The organism is Serinibacter arcticus (assembly GCF_003121705.1).
Classification (GTDB): domain Bacteria; phylum Actinomycetota; class Actinomycetes; order Actinomycetales; family Beutenbergiaceae; genus Litorihabitans.
This window is the reverse complement of sequence record NZ_PYHR01000002.1, coordinates 3,681,001-3,699,638: the sequence shown is the minus strand read 5'-3', so window position 1 is coordinate 3,699,638 and position 18,638 is coordinate 3,681,001. Positions and strand designations below refer to the sequence as shown.

The 18,638-nt window shown below is 73.2% G+C and carries 17 protein-coding genes; 1 reads left to right on the top strand and 16 read right to left on the bottom strand.

The annotated features are described in order from the left end of the window. Nucleotides 1–336: 336 nt before the first annotated feature. The 5 genes from C8046_RS16445 to C8046_RS16425 form a co-directional block, all read right to left on the bottom strand. The gene (locus C8046_RS16445; protein ID WP_109230373.1) at nucleotides 337–1,737 is read right to left on the bottom strand and encodes an NAD(P)/FAD-dependent oxidoreductase; all 1,401 of its coding nucleotides are present in this window, start codon (nucleotides 1,735–1,737) and stop codon (nucleotides 337–339) included. Nucleotides 1,738–1,922: 185 nt separating this feature from the next. Then, nucleotides 1,923–2,408, bottom strand: coding sequence for an aminoacyl-tRNA deacylase (locus C8046_RS16440; RefSeq protein ID WP_419183564.1), 486 nt, complete (start codon nucleotides 2,406–2,408; stop codon nucleotides 1,923–1,925). Nucleotides 2,409–2,417: 9 nt separating this feature from the next. Continuing rightward, a complete protein-coding gene (locus tag C8046_RS16435) occupies nucleotides 2,418–3,659 on the bottom strand; it encodes a hypothetical protein (protein ID WP_109230372.1) in 1,242 nt (413 codons plus the stop codon). Between the two features lies 1 nt (nucleotide 3,660). Then, nucleotides 3,661–3,987 carry a PadR family transcriptional regulator gene (locus C8046_RS16430; RefSeq protein ID WP_109230371.1) on the bottom strand — a complete coding sequence of 109 codons (327 nt, stop codon included), beginning with the start codon at nucleotides 3,985–3,987 and terminating at the stop codon, nucleotides 3,661–3,663. 127 nt (nucleotides 3,988–4,114) lie between these two features. Beyond that, nucleotides 4,115–5,062, bottom strand: coding sequence for an exopolyphosphatase (locus tag C8046_RS16425; protein ID WP_109230370.1), 948 nt, complete (start codon nucleotides 5,060–5,062; stop codon nucleotides 4,115–4,117). An 85-nt stretch (nucleotides 5,063–5,147) separates the two neighbouring features. Here C8046_RS16425 and dinB point away from each other — a divergent pair, with 85 nt between their 5' ends. Further along, entirely contained in the window at nucleotides 5,148–6,404 is a 1,257-nt protein-coding gene (gene dinB / locus C8046_RS16420) for a DNA polymerase IV (RefSeq protein ID WP_235866369.1), read from the top strand. An 8-nt stretch (nucleotides 6,405–6,412) separates the two neighbouring features. On the opposite strand, the gene C8046_RS16415 is transcribed toward dinB, so the two are convergent. The 11 genes from C8046_RS16415 to C8046_RS16365 form a co-directional block, all read right to left on the bottom strand. Next, nucleotides 6,413–6,877: a DUF501 domain-containing protein gene (locus C8046_RS16415; protein WP_235866480.1), complete on the bottom strand. Its 465-nt coding sequence runs from the start codon at nucleotides 6,875–6,877 to the stop codon at nucleotides 6,413–6,415. Between the two features lie 268 nt (nucleotides 6,878–7,145). Further along, nucleotides 7,146–7,607 carry an FtsB family cell division protein gene (locus C8046_RS18545; protein ID WP_158277247.1) on the bottom strand — a complete coding sequence of 154 codons (462 nt, stop codon included), beginning with the start codon at nucleotides 7,605–7,607 and terminating at the stop codon, nucleotides 7,146–7,148. 511 nt (nucleotides 7,608–8,118) lie between these two features. After that, on the bottom strand, nucleotides 8,119–9,396 hold the full coding sequence (gene eno / locus C8046_RS16405; RefSeq protein WP_109230366.1) for a phosphopyruvate hydratase: 1,278 nt from the start codon (nucleotides 9,394–9,396) through the stop codon (nucleotides 8,119–8,121). 156 nt (nucleotides 9,397–9,552) lie between these two features. Next, nucleotides 9,553–10,287, bottom strand: coding sequence for a MazG family protein (locus tag C8046_RS16400; protein ID WP_235866368.1), 735 nt, complete (start codon nucleotides 10,285–10,287; stop codon nucleotides 9,553–9,555). Continuing rightward, nucleotides 10,284–10,973 (bottom strand): histidine phosphatase family protein, encoded by a 690-nt coding sequence (locus tag C8046_RS16395; protein WP_235866367.1) that lies wholly within the window; start codon nucleotides 10,971–10,973, stop codon nucleotides 10,284–10,286. Before C8046_RS16395 ends, C8046_RS16400 begins: the two co-directional genes overlap by 4 nt. Then, a complete protein-coding gene (locus tag C8046_RS16390) occupies nucleotides 10,970–11,497 on the bottom strand; it encodes a hypothetical protein (RefSeq protein ID WP_109230365.1) in 528 nt (175 codons plus the stop codon). Before C8046_RS16390 ends, C8046_RS16395 begins: the two co-directional genes overlap by 4 nt. Before the next feature lie 69 nt (nucleotides 11,498–11,566). Beyond that, complete coding sequence (mfd, locus tag C8046_RS16385) at nucleotides 11,567–15,238, bottom strand: transcription-repair coupling factor (RefSeq protein ID WP_109230364.1); 3,672 nt, start codon at nucleotides 15,236–15,238, stop codon at nucleotides 11,567–11,569. Between the two features lie 143 nt (nucleotides 15,239–15,381). Then, complete coding sequence (pth, locus tag C8046_RS16380; protein WP_109230363.1) at nucleotides 15,382–15,978, bottom strand: aminoacyl-tRNA hydrolase; 597 nt, start codon at nucleotides 15,976–15,978, stop codon at nucleotides 15,382–15,384. 115 nt (nucleotides 15,979–16,093) lie between these two features. After that, nucleotides 16,094–16,717 carry a 50S ribosomal protein L25/general stress protein Ctc gene (locus tag C8046_RS16375; RefSeq protein ID WP_109230362.1) on the bottom strand — a complete coding sequence of 208 codons (624 nt, stop codon included), beginning with the start codon at nucleotides 16,715–16,717 and terminating at the stop codon, nucleotides 16,094–16,096. Between the two features lie 210 nt (nucleotides 16,718–16,927). Next, nucleotides 16,928–17,566: a CYTH domain-containing protein gene (locus C8046_RS16370; protein ID WP_109230361.1), complete on the bottom strand. Its 639-nt coding sequence runs from the start codon at nucleotides 17,564–17,566 to the stop codon at nucleotides 16,928–16,930. 80 nt (nucleotides 17,567–17,646) lie between these two features. Further along, on the bottom strand, nucleotides 17,647–18,627 hold the full coding sequence (locus C8046_RS16365; RefSeq protein ID WP_109230360.1) for a ribose-phosphate diphosphokinase: 981 nt from the start codon (nucleotides 18,625–18,627) through the stop codon (nucleotides 17,647–17,649). Nucleotides 18,628–18,638 lie beyond the last annotated feature (11 nt).

The window sequence follows — 18,638 nt, the reverse complement described above, 5'->3', positions numbered from 1 at the left end:
GCCTAGCGGTCGGGCACCGTCGGGCGCAGTCGGGAACCGGCCGCGGCCTCGCGATCGCCTCCCTCTCTGCGGACGACCCTCGCTCTATGCGGACAGAACCGGCTCGCCGGAGCCGGCCCGAGCGTCGCCGCAGGTCACAGGGTCGGGCCGCGGCGCAGCTGCCGCGTCGTCCGCAGAGAGCGAGGCCGGTCCGCAGAGAGCGAGGGTCCGGCTCCTGTCCGCCGCCCGAGCCGGTGCGTCGCGGTGGACGCCGATCGGCCGGCGGCCCGGCAACGCGAACGGCGGGCCCCACCCGAAGGTGGGACCCGCCGTCGTGGCCTGCGTGATGCGGTGCGATCAGCCGATCGCGGGCGGCTGCGGGACGTTGTCGCGGCCGGGCGCAGCCGCCGACGCGGCGAGGAACTCCGCGCGCGGGGACGTGACGCCACCGAGGGCCACGGGCTCGCGACGGAAGAGCAGCGCCGTCGTCCAGTCGAGCATGATGCGGACCTTGCGGTTCAGCGTCGGCATGGCCCACAGGTGGTACGTGCGGTGCATGAACCAGGCGACCGGGCCGCGGAGCTTGACGCCGAAGATCTGCGCCACGCCCTTGCCCAGACCGAGCGAGGCGACCGTGCCGAGGTTGGCGTGGACGTACTCGTTGGTGGGCTCGTCGCTGAGGAAGTGGACGATGTTGTCGCCGAGGTGCTTCGACTGACGCACCGCGTGCTGCGCGGTCGGGGCGCAGAACTTGCCGTCGCCCTGGGCGACGTCGGGCACCGCGGCGCAGTCACCGGCGGCCCAGGCACCCGGGACGATCGCGCCGTTATCGTCGATCACGCGCAGGTGGGTGTCCGTGGTGACGCGGCCCATCTTGTCGAGCGGGAGGTCGCTCTGCTGGAGGACGGGGTTGGCCTTGACGCCGGCCGTCCACACGATGGTGTCCGAGTCGAACTCCTCGCCCGTGGACAGGACGACGTGGCCGTCGACACAGCTGTTCAGGAACGTCGAGAGCTTCATCTCGATGCCGCGCTTGCGCAGCTGCTCGAGGGCGTACCCGCCGAGCTCGTCGCCGAGCTCCGGGAGGATGCGGGCCGTGGCCTCGACGAGCACGAAGCGCAGGTCGTCGGGCTCGATCGAGTCGAAGTCGCGGCAGGCGGCTCGCGCCATGTCCTCGACCTCTCCGAGGGCCTCGATGCCGGCGAAGCCGCCGCCGACGAACGTGAAGGTGAGCATCCGCTGACGCTTGACCGGGTCCCACGTGGACGCGGCCTGGTCCATGAGGCCGAGCACCTGGTTGCGGAGCGCGAACGCCTCCTCGACCTGCTTGAAGCCCATGCCGACCTCGGCGAGGCCCGGGATCGGGAGCGTGCGGGCGACGGCGCCGAGCGAGATGACGAGGTGGTCGTAGCGGACCCAGTAGGCGTCGCCCTCGGCCGGCGTGACCTGCACGGCACGCTGGCCGTGCTGGATCGCGGAGACGCGGCCGTTGACGACCGTGGTGCCCTTGAGCTCGCGACGGTGCGGCGCGACGACGTGGCGCGGCTCGATCGAACCGGCCGCCGCCTCGGGGAGGAACGGCTGGTAGGTCATGTACGAGCGCGGGTCGACGACGACGATCGCGACCTCGCGGCGGCCCATCTGCTTGCGCAGCCGGATCGCCGTGTAGAGGCCGACGTACCCGCCGCCGAGGATCAGGATGCGGGGGGTCTTGCGCCCGCTCGCCACGCGCTTGGTACCTGCAGTCGAGGAAGTCACGCCACGAGTTTAGGGGGGCCTCATCGAAGGTCCTAGGTCGGGACCTTGTGTCACTAGACACACCGGGCCCGATGGGCCCGTCGCGAGGCCCTTCGGGTTACGTCGCGAGGCCCTTCGGGTCACGTCGCGAGGCCCTTCGGGTCACGTCGCGAGGCCCTTCGGGTCACGTCGCGAGGCCCTTCAGGTCACTCCGGGTCGGTGACGTCGGCCCGCGTCGCCCCGAGCGCCTCGACCAGGGCGTCGGCGTCGAGCGAGATCCCGACGCCGTGTCCCCCACCCCCCAGCGAGATCGGGCCGCGCACGCGCTCGTCGGCGACGACCGGCCACGCCGTCGTCGAGCCGAGCGGCGTGATCGTGCCTCGCTCGTACCCGGTCGCCGCACGGGCGGTCTCGGCGTCGGGCATCGAGAGCCGGCTGACGCCGAGCGAGGACCGCAGCTTCGGCCACGAGATCGACCGGTCGCCCGGTACGAGGACGAGCAGGTAGTCGTCCTCGCCGCGGCGGACGACCATCGTCTTGATGAGCGACGACGGCGCCACCCCGCGCGCCGCCGCAGCCTCCGCCAGCGAGCTCACCCGGCCGTGCCGCCGGATCTCGTGGGCCAGCCCCAGCGTCTCGGCGGCCTCACGGGCGCGACGCTCGCCGTCGGTCTCCTCGCGCATGTGCTCCATGGCTCGACCCTACGGCGTGCCCGACCGCGGGGCCTCGGCGTCGGTCGGGGTCTCCGTCGTGCCGGGCGCGGTGGCGCCGTCGGGCACGGAGGCGCCGTCGGACGCCGGTGCCTCGCCGGACGCCGGCGTCTCGGTGGGCGCCGGCGCCGTGAGGGTCGCCGCGCGGTTGTCGTCCACCGGGACCAGCGTCCCCGCGGGCCAGACGGGCAGGGACTCCGTGCTGCCGGTCCCCGCGAACGGGCGCCCGGCGTCGGACCAGCGCACGTCCGCGGCGTCGATCCAGACGTAGGGGTAGACGTTCAGCGCACCGGTGGCGGTCAACGCCCCGGCGGGCACCGGCCCGTCGGCGTAGCCGGGGCCGGCGGCGCGCCACTCGGCCCACGACGTCACCCCCACGTCCTCCGGTCCCGCGAGGACCACCGGCCGACCGTCCTGGTCCACGACCTGAGCGCCGTCGATCGGCTGACCGTCGGGGCCGAACACGAAGAGGTTCGACGCGGACTCGCCGTCCACGACGACGCCGTTCGTCGCCATCCCGACCGGCGCGTTGGCCATCCCGTCGGAGTAGCCGGTGCTCCACGCCTGCTCGATCAGGGACGAGCTCGTGGACTGCGAGAGGCCGACCAGGCAGGCGATCGCGCCGACCCCGCCCAGCACGATCCCTGCGCGACGGGGCCAGCGGCCCTGACCGAACCGTCGCTGACCCCACCAGACCGACACCGCGACGAGCGCCAGGGCGACGACCCACCCCAGGAAGGTCGCGGGCCAGAGGCGCCAGCTCCCCCACCCGAGAACGTTCGAGACGATCATCGCGAGCGCGACGCCGCGTGCGAGCCACCACACGGGTCGGAGCGAACGCAGCAGCGCCGCGCCCTCCCGCGACCAGCGGTGCCGGGCGACGGACGCGGCCACGCGGTCGCGCACGTCCGCGACGAACGACCGGAAGCTCACGCGGTGGTGGGCTCCGCCGTCGTCGTCCTGCTCGGGCACGACGACGTCGGCCGCTGCCGCGAGCTCCGCGGCGTAGGCCGCGGGCGGACCGAAGCGCGCATCGACGTCGTCGACGGTGAGTGCCGTGAGGTGGGCGGCCGGGTCCTCCCCGTCGGGCGCGACGTCGAGCAGCGCCTCGGTCAGGTCGGCCTCGAGGCCGTCGGTGAGGTCGTCCAGCACGTCGGGGTCGACGCCGGACAGCGCGGCGCGCACGCGGGCGGCGTAGAAGGTGACGGCCTCGGATCGGATCAGGGTGGACATCTCAGGCCTCCGCGTCGACGAGAAGATCGGACATGGTTCCGGCGAACTCGCTCCACTGCTTGGCCTGGTGCGCGAGCGCGGTCCGGCCCTGCGGCGTGACGCCGTAGTACTTGCGGTGAGGCCCCTCCTCGGAGGGGACGACGTAGCTGGTGAGGGAGCCGCTGGCGTAGAGCCGGCGCAGCGTCCCGTAAACCGAGGCGTCGCCGACCTCCGTCAGGCCCGCGGCGCGCAGGCTCCGCACGACGTCGTAGCCGTAGGAGTCCTCGCGCTGCACGACCGCGAGCACGGCGACGTCGAGCACCCCCTTGAGCAGCTGGCTGTTGTCCATGAACCCCTCCGAGCTCGACCGCGGTGCCGCACGACGCGGCCGGACCTTCGCGAGACACACTAGCGCGCTTTGCACAGTACTGCGCAAGGGGCGCCACCGCGTGCCGCGGTGGTTCGGTTCGAGTCGTTCAGCGCAGGCTGAGGGCGATGCCGTCGAGGATGTCGTGCTCGCTCGTGACCACCGACAGGAGCGCTCCCCCGACCTCCTGGACGTCCGAGAACACGCGCGAGACGATCTCGAACCAGATCAGCGCTCCCGCGCCGATGACGTCGATGCGGCCCGGGTGGACGTACGGCATCTCGACCCGCTCGGCGCGCGTGGCGGCGAGCAGGTCCTGCGCGGCCGCGAGCACGATGCCCGTGGGCTGCACGGCGCCGTCGATGGCCTCGCGGTCGTAGGCGGGCAGGCGCATGGCGTGCGCCGTCGTCGTCGTGATGGTCCCCGCCACACCGATCAGCGTGGCCGTGCGGCCGAGCGGGACGACGGCGGCGGCCCGCTCCAGCGCCTCGCGCGCGTCGACCGCCGCGTCCGCGATCTCGGCCTGCGTGGGCGGATCGGAGTGCAGGTGGCGCTCGTGCAGCCGGACCGAGCCGATGTCGAGGGAGATCGCGGCCTCGGGCTCGCTCTCGCCGAGGACCAGCTCGGTCGAGCCGCCCCCGAGGTCGACGACGAGATAGGGCCCGGGATGGTGGTCGGCGACGACGCTGACGGCGCCGGCGAAGGACAGCCGCGCCTCTTCCTCGCCCGAGACCACCTCGGGATCGACGCCGAGCGCCGCCCGGACGCCGGCGACGAACTGCTCGCGGTTGCGGGCGTCGCGGGTGGCCGAGGTGGCGACGAAGCGCACACGCTCGGCACCGTGCTCCGCGATGAGCACGGCGAACTCTCGGGTGGCGGCGAGCGTGAGCTCGAGCGCCTGCGGGTCGAACTCGCCCGTGCGGTCGACCCTCCGCCCGAGGCGGGTCACGCGTCCCTCGCGGATCACCTCCGTGGTCCGGCCGAGGTGGGGCTCGACGTCCGCCACCAGGAGTCTGATGGTGTTCGTCCCGCAGTCGATGGCAGCTACCCGAGTCACCTGGACACCCTATGACGGGGCGCTGACATCCCGACCGCGCCGTCCGGCTCCCCGCGATGTCGGTGGGGTGTGCGAACGTGTGTTCGTGTCCACGATCGCGAGCACCGGCCGAGCGAGCATCCTGCACGCCGACCTCGACTCCTTCTACGCGTCCGTCGCCCAGCGCGACTCCCCGTGGCTGCGCGGGCGCCCGGTCGCCGTCGGCGGCGGGGTGATCCTCGCCGCGAGCTACGAGGCGAAGCGGCGGGGCGTCTCGACGCCGATGTCAGGGCGCAAGGCTCGATCGCTGTGTCCCGGGCTCATCGTCGTGCCGCCCGACTTCCCCGTCTACACCGAGGCGAGCCGGAAGGTCTTCGACATCTTCCGGCGCACCACTCCCCTGGTGCAGGGGATCTCGATCGACGAGGCGTTCCTCGACGTCGGGGGGCTGCACCGCATCGACGGCTCGCCCGTCGAGATCGCCGCGCGGGTGCGGCGGCTCGTCGCCGAGGAGGTCGGGCTGCCGATCACGGTCGGGGTGGCCCGCACGCCGTTCCTCGCGAAGGTCGCGAGCCAGGTGGCCAAGCCCGACGGGCTCCTCGAGGTGCCGCCCGACGGCGAGGACGCGTTCCTGCACCCGCTCCCGATCGAGCGGCTCTGGGGCGTGGGCGAGGCGACGGCGTCGCGGCTGCGATCCTTCGGCCTCACCACCGCGGGCGATCTCGCCGCGCTGCCGGAGCACGTGATGGTGGGGCTCCTCGGCGGCGCCGGCGGCCGGCACCTGCACGCCGTCGTGCACGGCCTCACGTCCACCGAGCTCACGATCGGGGCGAGGCGATCCTCCATCGGGGCGCAGCGTGCGCTCGGCCCGGGACCGCACGAGAGCGAGGCGGTGCACGCCGCCCTGCTCGGACTGGTGGATCGCGTCAGCCACCGGCTGCGCGAGTCGAACAAGCTGGCGACGTGCGTGATCCTCCGCCTGCGGTTCGGGGACTACACGAAGGCGTCGCGCTCGCACACGCTGGCACAGGCGACGGGCTCGACCGTGCGGCTCGCCGATGCCGCCGGCACGCTGCTGCGGCAGGCGTCGGGGGTCGTCGCGGCGCGCGGGATCACGCTGGTCGGGGTCGCACTCACCGGTCTCGTGCCCGACGCCGTCGAGCAGCCCGAGCTCTCGTTCGAGGACCTGCCGGTGGGGACCAGCCCCGCGCTCGGCGCCGGGGTGCGGGACACACGGCTTCTCGACGCGGCGGTCGACGGGCTGGGCGAACGCTTCGGGTCGGGCGCGCTGACGCGTGGGAGCCTGCTGCGCTCGGGCGAGGGGTTCAGCGCACCCCTCCTCCCCGAGGGGGACGGACCGTGAGCCGGTGGTCAGCAGGTGCAGCGGGTCGGCGACCAGCTCGACGCGATGAGGTCGAGCGCCTCGTCGCCGAAGGGGTTGACGCCGCGGCCGCGCGCGAGGCTGTGGCCCACGAGCACGTGGAGGCACTTGACGCGGCCCGGCATCCCGCCGGCCGAGATACCGGCGATCTCCGGCACGTCGCCGAGCTCGGCGCGTGCGGCGAGGTAGTCCTCGTGGGCCCGGCGGTAGGCGGCCGCGAGCTCGGCGTCGCCCGGAAGTCGGTCGGTCATCTCGGTCATCAGGCCGGAACCCTCGAGCGTGGAGACCGAGGAGACGGCTCCCGGGTGCGTCAGGTAGTACGACGTCGGGAACGGCGTGCCGTCCGGGAGCCGGGGGGACGTGCGCACGACGGTCGGCCGCCCGCAGACGCAGCGCGCCGCGATCTCGACGACGCCGCGGGGCTCGCGCCCGAGCTGCTCGGCGACGGCCGCCAGGTCGGCGGGGTCGACCGGGGGGAAGGTCGCGGCGGCCGCGGTAGAAGCGGCGGAGGCGCCCGTGGTGGTGGGGCCCGTGGCGGTCGGGCTGACGCCGTCGACGTCGACGGCGTCGCTCACGGGACGCGGACGGGCGTCGGTCCCCGGGATGTCACGGTGCGCGCGCGGGAGGGTCTCGGCGGGATCGGTAAAGCTCACGTCGTTCATTCTCCCCCACCGGACCGAGGGGTTCGGTGGGGTGCAGCGCGACGTCGACGACGGCGGAGCCTCAGCCTCCGGCCGGGGCTGTTCCGTCGGCGGGCGCGTCGGTGGCCGGTGCGTCCGGGGACGGGGTGCCGGCCTCGGCCTCCTCCGCGGCGGTCGCCTGCTGCGCGGCTCCCGCGACCTCGACCGATCCCCAGATCGTGGAGTACCACGGCAGCGCCGAGGCGGTCGCGTACGCCGGCCGCGCCTCGTTCTGGGCGGCCAGCTCGGCCATCGGGTCCTCGCCGGTCACGGTCTCGGGGTCGACCACCTTGTAGACGGTCTCGCCCGGATCGACATAGCTGAAGCGGTCGCGCGCCTGCGACTTGATGTACTCGGGGTCGGCCCACTGCTCGAGCTCGTCTTGGAGCGTCTCGACCCTCGCGTTGGTGTCGGCCAGCCGGGCGTTGACGTCGCGCAGCTGCTCCTGCTGGGACACGTAGGCGCGCAGCGTCGGGGCGAGCACGATGAACGCGACGAGGAGCACGAGGGCGAAGCCGGCGGTCCGCAGCGTGATCTGGCGCGGTTCGCCCTGGTCCCCGCCGCGTCCACGTCCACGTCCGCCGCCACCCGCACGGCCCGATCCGGAACCCGAGCCGCCCCGTGTCGTCGACCGAGCGGTTCCGGAGCCTGCTCCGGTGCTGGAGCGCGGGGACGTGCCGACCCTGCCCGCAGGACGGGACGAGCTGCGGGGGCCGTTCCGGCGCGCGCGGGCGCGACTCGAACGGCTGCGGGACGGACACTCACCTCGCCATGGTGCCTCACGCCGTCGCGGATCCACGCGAAGCCGCGCCGCCGGGACGGGAGACGGGGCGCGCCCTGTGCGACCGGAAGCACCCCGAGAAGGTCAGGAAGGACCCCCTCGAACGGCAACAACTACCCCCTGGAACGTCAGGAAGGACCCCCTCGAACGGCAGCAAGGACCCCCTCGAACGCCGAGGGCCCCGGCCGCCGCTGGCGCGGCGGGCCGGGGCCCTCGGGTCACTGCGTGGTGGTGCTCAGCCCAGGCGGGGGAACGTCGAGCGGCCCGCGTACACCGCGGCGTCGCCCAGCTGGTCCTCGATCCGGAGGAGCTGGTTGTACTTGTTGATGCGCTCGCCGCGGGCGGGCGCGCCGGTCTTGATCTGGCCGGCGTTCGTGGCGACGGCGAGGTCGGCGATCGTCGTGTCCTCGGTCTCGCCCGAGCGGTGGCTGATCATCGCGGTGAAGCCGCTGCGCTGCGCGAGCGAGACGGCGTCGAGCGTCTCGGTGAGCGTGCCGATCTGGTTGACCTTCACCAGCAGCGACGTGGCCGACTTCTCGGCGATGCCGCGGCTCAGGCGCTCCGGGTTGGTCACGAACAGGTCGTCACCGACGATCTGCACCTTGTCGTTGACCTGCGTGACGAGCTGCGACCAGGAGGCCCACTCGTCCTCGCTCAGCGGGTCCTCGACGGACACCAGCGGGTAGTCGGCGACGAGCGAGGTGTAGTAGGCGATCATCTCGTCGGGCGTCTTGGTGCCGCCCTCGAACGCGTACGCGCCGTCCTTGAAGAACTCGGTGGCAGCGACGTCGAGCGCGAGGCCGAGGTCCTTGCCGGGCTCGAAGCCGGCCTTGGTGATGGCCTCGAGGATGAGGTCGAGGGCCTCGCGGTTGGAGCCGAGGTTCGGCGCGAAGCCACCCTCGTCACCCAGGCCGGTGGCCAGGCCGCGCGACTTCAGCACGGACTTGAGGGAGTGGTAGACCTCGGCGCCCCAGCGGAGGGCCTCCTTGAAGGTCGGCGCGCCGTAGGGGGCGACCATGAACTCCTGGATGTCGACGTTGGAGTCGGCGTGCGACCCACCGTTGAGGATGTTCATCATCGGGACGGGCAGGACGTGCGCGTTCGGGCCGCCGATGTAGCGGTAGAGCGGCAGGTCGGCGCTGTCGGCGGCGGCGCGGGCGACGGCGAGCGAGACGCCGAGGATGGCGTTGGCGCCGATCTTGCCCTTGTTCGTGGTGCCGTCGAGGTCGAGCATGGTCTGGTCGATCTCGCGCTGGTCGGCGGCGTCGAAGCCCAGGACCTCGGGGGCGATGACGTCGAGAACGGCCTCGACCGCCTCCTGCACGCCCTTGCCCAGGTAGCGGCCCTTGTCGCCGTCACGGCGCTCGACGGCCTCGAACGCGCCGGTGGAGGCGCCGGACGGGACGCCCGCGCGAGCGGTCGTGCCGTCGTCCAGGCCGACCTCGACCTCGATGGTGGGGTTGCCGCGCGAGTCAAGGATCTCGCGGGCGTAAACGGCCTCGATCGTGGCCATAGATGCTCCTCGGGTAGGTCATCGTGGGGCCGAGGACGTGTTGTCGACGGCCCGGAGCTCGCCCGGTGACGGGCTCACTGCCCGTGCCTCAGCCTAGGGGATGCCGTGCGTCACCCGGACGGGACGTTCGTCACCCGGGCACCTCGCCCGGGCAGGTCACGCGGGACGATCGCCCGCGCGCTCGTCCTCGGCCTCGCGAACCTGACGCCCCAGGCCCCGCACCTGCGCGCGCAGCGCCGACTCGGCGTCCACACCGAGGGCCTGCGCCCGCGCGACGACGGCGAGCAGCTCGGCTCCCACGTCGGCCGCGGCGGTCGCCTCGGCGTCGGCCGGATCGGCGTCGAAGTCGGGCCCGACGGCGATCCCCGCCCGCTGCGCCCGGCCCAGCACCTTCTGGGCCCGCATCAGCGCGGGCAGGTGCTCCGGCACGCCGTCGAGCACCGACGTGCGGACGACGGCGCCCTCCGCCGGCCCCTTCGCCGCCCGCTCGGCCGCCTTGATGTCGTCCCACATCGCCAGGACCGCGGCGGAGTCGTCGGCCGCCACGTCCGCGAACACGTGCGGGTGGCGACGGCGGAGCTTGGCCGCGAGGCCCTCGGCGACGTCCGCGACGTCGAACCCGTCCGCCTCCTCCTGGGCGATGCGGGCGTGGAACAGGACCTGCAGGAGGAGGTCACCGAGCTCTTCCGCGAGCGCCGCGGAGGAGCCACCCTCGGCGACCTCCGCCACCTCGTGAGCCTCCTCGATCGCGTACCGCGCGAGGGAGGCGTGCGTCTGCTCGGCGTCCCAGGGGCACCCGCCCGGGGAGCGCAGCCGGTCCATCACGGCGACGGCGTCCAGCAGCGCCCGCGCCGCCCGCTCCGTGTCGAGCCGACGCGCCGCTGCGGTCACCCCAGGTCCTCGGTGTCGTCGTCGAGCACAGGGAGCACGTTCCAGTGCTCGAGCGAGCGCACGCCCCGGTCGTAGCCGAGCACGCAGCGCGCCGCCGTCCCGAGCGCGAGCCGCTCGGCGACCTCGGCGTGCAGGTCCAGCCACACCGTCGTGAAGATGCGCAGCAGGTGGCCGTGGGCGACGAGGAGCACGTCCTCACCGGCGAGCAGCGTCGGCTCGATCCTCGCGATCACGCGGGCGGCGCGTGCCGCGACCTCCTCGACGAGCTCGCCGGGGCCGGGCTCGGCCGGCCGCTGCTCGGGGGGAACGTCCGCCGTCCCGCTGATCGTCACGGGCACCCGGACCCCGCCGGGCAGCACCGACCAGGGGCGGCCGAGGTTCTCACGCACCTGCGTGCGCGTCAGCCCCTCGACGGGTCCGTAGTCCCACTCGGCGAGGTCGGGCTCGACGAGCGCATCACCGTGTCCCACGAGCTCGGCGGTCCGACGGGCGCGCCCGAGCGGCGAGGTGAGCACGAGGGAGAAGTGACGTCCCGCGAGCGCGATGCCGGTGGCGCGCGCCTGGGCCTCCCCCGCGTCGGTGAGCGGGATGTCGCTGCGACCGGTGTGGCGGCCGGCGCGGCTCCACGCCGTCTCGCCGTGGCGCACCAGCACCAGCTGGCCGGGGATCACCTCGGGCGAGGTCACGACGTCGGTGCCTCGGCCGCCGTCGGGATCATCCAGGGCCAGGGCTGGGCCACCACGGCGCCGGCCTCCCACGCACCGAACCGGGGATTGACCTCGACGTCCAGGTCCGCGATCTCCGCCAGCATCTCGTCGAGCGTGTCCTCGGCTGCGGGGTCCTGCTGGAGCTGCTGGATCACGATGCTCTGACGCACGAACGTGACGATCTGCTCGGAGTAGTCCCACTCGCCCAGCTGCAGCTCGGCGGCGGAGTCGTCGAGCAGCTGCACGGCCTGCGCGTGGGAGAAGGCGTACCCGTCCTCGGCGGCCACCCGCAGGACCGTCGGTGCGGCGATCATCGAGTTCAGCGCCCCCGCCGGGGCGACGGTGCCGGTCGACAGCTGGGACAGCTCGTCCACGAGGGTGGCGACCTGGGCCTCGGTGACCCGCTGCCCGTCCACGGTGGCCGCGGTGCCCGGGCGGCCGCAGCCGGTCAGCAGCAGAGCGGCGGCGAGGGGGACGACGGCGAGACGTGCGCTTCTTCGCACAACAACCTCCGGTGGTGGCGGGCAGGAGTCCGGCTCGATCCTAGCCTCGCCCCCACCCCGGTCGCCGCCCTATCGGCTCGCGGCCGCCGTCGCCGCCGCCACCGCGACGTCCCCGCCGATCACACCCTTGAGCACGCCGGTCACCCACTCCAGCAGGGCGCCGTCGCGCTGCACCTCTCCTCCGAGCCGCGCGGTCATCGGCGCGGGCACGAGGATCGTGCGGATCGCGGGCTTGAGGATCGCGCGCGGGTAGAGCCGCTTGAGGCGCAGCTGCGCCGACTCGGCGAGGTCCACCGGCGCGAACCGGATGAACTGCCCCTGGATCGTGATGCCGGTGACGCCGTGCTCCCGGGCCAGCGTCCGGAGCTCGGCGACGGCGAACAGCAGCTCCACGCTCCGCGGGACGGGGCCGTAGCGGTCCGTGAGCTCGTCGCGGACCGCCGCGACGTCGGCAGGGCCCGCGGCCGCGGCGATCTTCGTGTACGCCTCGAGCCGCAGGCGCTCGTGCGGCACGTAGTCGTGCGGGATGTGCGCGTCGATCGGCAGCTCGATCGTGACGTCGGCGAGCTCGGCCACGTCCTCGCCGCGGTAGCGCATGACGGCCTCGGAGACCATGCGGATGTACAGGTCGAAGCCGACGCCCGCGATGTGGCCCGACTGCTCCCCGCCCAGCAGGTTGCCCGCGCCACGGATCTCGAGGTCCTTGAGCGCGACGCGCATGCCGGCCCCGAGGTCGGTGTTGGCGGCCAGCGTCGCGAGCCGGTCGTGCGCCGTCTCGGTCAGCGGCTTCTCCGGCGGGTAGAGCATGTAGGCGTAGGCGCGCTCGCGGCCACGGCCCACGCGGCCGCGCAGCTGGTGCAGCTGGCTCAGCCCGAGCACGTCGGCCCGCTCGAGGATGAGGGTGTTGGCGTTGGAGATGTCCAGGCCCGTCTCCACGATCGTGGTGGAGACGAGCACGTCGGACCGCTTCTCCCAGAAGTCGAGGATGACCTGCTCGAGCTGGTGCTCGTTCATCTTCCCGTGCGCGACGGCGATCCTCGCCTCGGGGACGAGCTCGGCCAGGTGCGCCGCGGTCCGCTCGATCGACTCGACACGGTTGTGCACGTAGAACGTCTGGCCCTCGCGCAGCAGCTCGCGACGGATCGCCGCGGTGATCTGCTTGTCCTCGTAGGGCCCGACGAAGGTGAGGACGGGGTGGCGCTCCTCGGGCGGCGTCGCGAGCGTCGACATCTCGCGGATGCCGGTGACGGCCATCTCCAGGGTGCGCGGGATCGGCGTCGCGCTCATCGCGAGCACGTCGACGTTCGTGCGCAGCTGCTTGAGCGTCTCCTTGTGCTCGACGCCGAACCGCTGCTCCTCGTCGATGATCACCAGACCGAGGTCCTTGAAGTGGACCTCCCCCGTGATGAGGCGGTGCGTGCCGATGACGATGTCGACCGACCCGTCCTTGACGCCCTCGCGGACGGCCTTGGCCTCGGTGTTCGTCTGGAACCGCGAGAGCCCGGCGACGTTCACCGGGAAGCCGGCGTAGCGCTCGGAGAACGTCTGCAGGTGCTGCTGCACCAGGAGCGTCGTGGGCACGAGGACGGCGACCTGCTTGCCGTCCTGCACCGCCTTGAACGCGGCCCGGACGGCGACCTCGGTCTTGCCGTAACCGACGTCGCCGCAGATCAGGCGATCCATCGGGACCGACTTCTCCATGTCGGCCTTGACCTCGTCGATCGTGACGAGCTGGTCGGGCGTCTCGATGTAGGCGAACGCGTCCTCGAGCTCGCGCTGCCACGGGGTGTCCGGCCCGAAGGCGTGGCCCTGCGTCGCCATCCGCGCCGAGTAGAGGCGCACCAGCTCGCCCGCGATCTCCTTGACGGCCTTGCGGGCGCGCGCCTTGGTGTTCTGCCAGTCGCTGCCACCCATCTTGGACAACGACGGCGACTCCCCGCCGGTGTACTTCGTCACCTGGTCCAGGGCGTCCGTCGGCACGAAGAGCCGGTCGCCCGGCTGGCCGCGCTTGGAGGAGGCGTACTCGATCACGAGGTACTCGCGCGTCGTCGCGTTGGCCGCGGCGCCGCCGACCGATCGCTGCACGAGCTCGATGAAGCGGCCGACGCCGTGCTGCTCGTGCACGACGAAGTCGCCGGCGCGCAGGGCGAGCGGGTCGACGACGTTGCGACGGCGCGGCGCCAGCTGGCGGCGGTCCCGCGTGCTCACGCCGGCGCGGCCGGTGAGGTCGGCCTCGGTGAAGATCGCGAACCGCGCCTCGGGCGCGACGTAGCCGCGACCGATGACGGCGGTCGTCACGTGCACGACGCCGGGCTCGAGCTCGGTGTCGAGGTCGGCGACGAGGCGCGCCGGGACGCCGGCCCCGGCGAGCTGCTCCGACAGGCGACGGGCGGGACCCGCTCCCTCGGTCACGAGGACGAGTCGCCAGGACTCTTTCGTGAGCTGCGCGACGTCGACGATCGCGCGCTCGACGTCGCCGCGGTAGCCCTCGACGTCGCGCGCGGCGAGGCGCAGCGTGGTCGTGGCGTCGTCGGTGATCGGGTCGGACGGGTCCGACGAGAGCTCGCCGTCCTCGAGCGCTGTCAGCTCCTGGTCGCCGCCGAAGTGGGTCAGCGTCCACCAGCCCAGACCGCGGCGCGCGGCGGTCTCGCGGGCGTCGGCGATCGTGAGGAAGCTGGCGGCCGAGAGGTCCAGCGGGACGGAGCCGCCGGCGGCGGCCGAGGTCCAGGCGGCGGCGAGGAACTCGTGCGTGGTGGCGACGAGGTCGTGGGCACGACGGCGGATCCGCTCGGGGTCGGCGAGCACGAGGAGCGAGTCGTCCTCGACGAGATCGAGCACCGGCACCATGCGGTCCACCAGCGCGGGGGTGAGCGACTCCATGCCCTCGACGGCCATGCCCTCGGCCATCCGCTCGAGCATGTCGACGGCGCCGGGCAGCGTGTCGCGCAGCTCGAGCGCGCGCTGCCGCACCGCCGGCGTGAGCAGCAGCTCGCGGCACGGCGGGGCCCACAGGCCGTCCTCGGCGATCTCGAGGCTGCGCTGGTCGGCGACCGCGAACCAGCGGATCTCCTCGATCTCCTCGCCCCAGAAGTCCAGTCGCAGGGGGTGGTCCTCGGTCGGCGGGAAGACGTCGAGGATCCCGCCGCGCACCGCGAAGTCGCCGCGCTTCTCGACCATGTCCACGCGCGTGTAGGCGGCGGCGGCCAGGGCGTCGACGAGGGACTCCATGCTCCGCTGCTCCCCCGCCCGGGCGCTCACCGGCTCGAGGTCGCCGAGACCGGCGACGACGGGCTGCAGCAGCGCGCGGACCGGGACGACGAGCGCCCGGATCGGGCCGGCCTGGGCGCGGGCGGCGTCTCCGGTGCGGGCCTCGACGCCGACGGGGGCGTCGTCGACCTCGGGGTGGGCCAGGCGGCGCATGACGGCGAGTCGGCGGGCGACGGTGTCGCTGCGGGGGCTGAGGCGCTCGTGCGGGAGCGTCTCCCAGGCGGGCAGGACGGCGACGTCGTCGCTCGGCACGTAGGCGCGCAGCGCGGAGGCGAGCTCGTCGGCGTCGCGCGTGGTCGCCGTCACGACGACGAGCGGGCGCGGGCGGTCGGCCTGCAGCAGCGTCGCCAGGAGCGGGGCGCGGGTGCCGGCGGGGGCGACGATCTCGAGGTCGCCGCCGGCGCGGAGCGCGAGCAGGGACGCGGGGACGGCAGGGTCCTCCGCGAGGATCGGGAGCGTGGCGGTGAGCTTCACAGTCGGTTCCGTTCAACAGCGTGCGGGCAGCACGAACAGCCCGGAACCCGCCAGGGCGGGGGTTCCGGTCGCGAGGTCCAGTCTACGTTTCACCGCCGACATCGGGGGTCGGCGGGCGGTGGATCCGGTCCTCGACCGCGCCCTCAGTCCTTCGTGTTCCAGACGTTCTGCGAGGCCAGCAGCCCCTGCGTCACGACGTCGCCCACCGCGTCCGCCGCGAGCTGCAGCGTCACGCCGAGCTCCTCGCGCTGGGCGGCGGGGAAGTCGGACAGCACGTAGTCGGCCGGATCCATCCGGCCGGGCGGGCGGCCGACACCGACCCGCAGCCGGGCGTAGTCGCGCGTGCCGATCGAGGAGCTGATCGAGCGCAGGCCGTTGTGCCCGCCCTCGCCGCCGCCGCGCTTGAGCCGCAGCTGGTGCTCGGGGATGTCCAGCTCGTCGTGCACCACGAGGAGGTTCTCGGCGTCGACGTCGTAGAACTGCATGAGCGCAGCCACCGGGCCGCCGGACGTGTTCATGTACGTGGCGGGCCGCGCCAGGATCACGCGCGGCCCCGGGACCCCGCCGGGCAGCGTGCCGAGCCGGGCGTCGAGGACGGCGGCGCGCGCCTTGTGCTGCGTGAACGAGCCGTTCATCCGCGATGCGAGCACGTCGAGCACCATCGCCCCGACGTTGTGCCGGTTGCCGGCGTACTTCGAGCCGGGGTTGGCCAGGCCGACGACGAGCCAGACGGTGTTCACGAGGTGCTCCGATGCGGTTGCGGGCGGGCAGTGCCGACGGGGTCAGCGGGTGGTGGAACGCCGACGGCGTCCGGGCACAGGCCCGGACGCCGTCGACACAGCCGTGGGTGGAGGCTCAGGCCTCCGCGGCAGCGGCGGACGCGGCCGACGCGGCGGCGGCAGCGGCCTCGACGGCGGCCTCGTCGGCCTCGTCCTGGGCGCTGGCGCGCGGCACGGTGATGAGGACGACGGGCGACTCGTCGTCGATCTCCGTCGTGGTGCCCTCGGGCAGGACCAGGTCGGACACGCGCACGATCGCGCCGTCCTCGAGGTCCGTGATGTCGACGACGATCTGCGTCGGGATGTTGGTGGCGAGCGCCTCGACGGTCAGCGTCTGCAGCTCGACCGAGTGGATCGTGCCCGGGTAGGACTCGCCCTCGGTGACGACGTCGACGTCGACCGTGACCTTCTCGCCACGACGGACGAGGAGGAGGTCGATGTGCTCGATCTCGTTCGTGACGACGTCCTTCTGGACGTCCTTCACCAGCGCGAGCTCGGTGCCGCCCTCGATCGCGAGCTCGAGCAGCGCGTTCGAGGTGTGCTTCACGATGAGGAAGGTCTCGTGGCCCGGGAGGGACAGGTGCACCGGGTCGGTGCCGTGGCCGTAGAGCACGGCGGGGATCAGGCCGGCGCGACGGGTGCGGCGGGCCGCACCCTTGCCGAACTCGGAGCGGGGAGTGGCGGTGATGGCCTCGGCCATGGGTTCCTCCTGGAGAGCAATGGTGATCGGGGGCTCTCGGCGAGAAGGGCGGGGGCGCGGTCGAGCGCAGCAGGGACGAGCCCCGTCACCGGAGCGTCCCAGCCGCGTCGATCACGGACCCGCGGGTCCCTCGCCGAGGCAACCTGGCAATCTTACCCGATCTCGCCGTCGGGCCCCACCGCATCCGCGGCAGACCCCACCGCGGCCCCGTCAGGCGTTCGTGCCGAAGTCCTCGCGCATCGCCGGCCCCGTGCGGACGAGCTCGGCCCGGTAGTCCACCGCCCACTCCCCGTAGGGCCGCGAGGCGAGGGACTCGTTGGAGAAGCGGAGGTCGTCCGTCAGCTCGGTCACGCAGAACGACGGGATCTCCAGGTCGGTGACCGGGCCCGAGCGCTCGCACTCCGCGACGATCAGGGGGTGGTTCGCGCCGCCGAAGACGTCGATCGACCACCCGTCGCCGCCGACCCACAGCGAGTAGCGCGTCTTGCACATCGCCATGCCGCCGCGGCGGATCATCTCGACGGCGACCGTCGGGTCCACCTGGCGCTCCGACTCGTACCGCGTCCCGCCGACCGACGGACCCTTGACGGTGACGCTCCCCATGGACATCCGGTGCCCGTGGGCCGCGAGGACGTCGAGCGGTCGGCTGCTGCCGTCCAGGTCGGCCTCGACCTCGGAGGCCTGGACCCGCACGCGCAGCGCGTACCCGGCGTCGGCCAGGAAGTAGGACTGGACGATCAGGGTCGGCGCGTCGCGCAGGGCACGGGGGAACTCGGCGACGAAGAACCGTCGCTCGAACTCGAAGTCCTGCGCCGCCTCGAGGTCCTCGGTCTCACGGGGGGTGTCCACGTCCTCATCCTCACCCACGGGGCGGCGGACCGCCCGCAGCCGCGACGGCGGTGCGCCCACTCCCCCGGTGACGGACCCCGTCAGGCGTTGCCGTCGAACAGTGAGGTGACGCTGCCCTCGTCGAACACCTCGCGGATGGCGCGGGCGAGCAGCGGCGCGATCGACAGCACGGTCAGGCCCTCGAACCGCTTCTCGCGCGGGATCGGGAGGGTGTCGGTGACGACGACCTCCTGCGCCCCGCACTCCGCGAGGCGACGGGTGGCCGGGTCGGACAGCACGCCGTGCGTCGCCACGATGGTGACGTTGCGGGCGCCGTTCTCCTTGAGCACCCGGACCGCCTCGGCGATCGTGCCGCCGGTGTCGATGAGGTCGTCGACCAGGACGGCGTCGCGGCCGGCCACGTCACCGACCACACGGTTGGCCACGGACTGGTTCGGCCGCGTGATGTCGCGCGTCTTGTGCACGAACGCGAGCGGGCAGCCGCCGAGCTTCGCGGCCCACTGCTCAGCGACGCGGATCCGGCCGGCGTCGGGCGAGACGACCACGACGTTGGACAGGTCCACGCGGGTGCGGACGTAGTCCACGAGGGTCGGCATCGCGAACAGGTGGTCCACGGGGCCGTCGAAGAAGCCCTGGGTCTGGGCCGCGTGCAGGTCGACCGACATCAGACGGTTCGCGCCGGCCGTGCGGAACAGATCGGCCATCAGGCGGGCCGAGATGGGCTCGCGGCCGCGGTGCTTCTTGTCCTGCCGCGCGTACGGGTAGAAGGGCATCACGGCGGTGATCTGCTTGACGGACGCGCGCTTGAGCGCGTCCACCATGAGCAGGTGCTCCATGACCCACTGGTTGATCGGCGCGGTGTGGCTCTGGAGCACGAAGGCGTCGGCCCCGCGCACGCTCTCCGCGAACCGCACGTAGATCTCGCCCGAGGCGAAGTCGTAGGCGGTCGTCGGAACGAGGTCCACACCCAGCTCCGAGGCCACACGCTCGGCCAGCTCGGGGTGGGCCCGGCCCGAGATGAGAACGAGTCGACGTTCTCCGAACGTTGTGATGCCACTCATGCCGTCGCGCC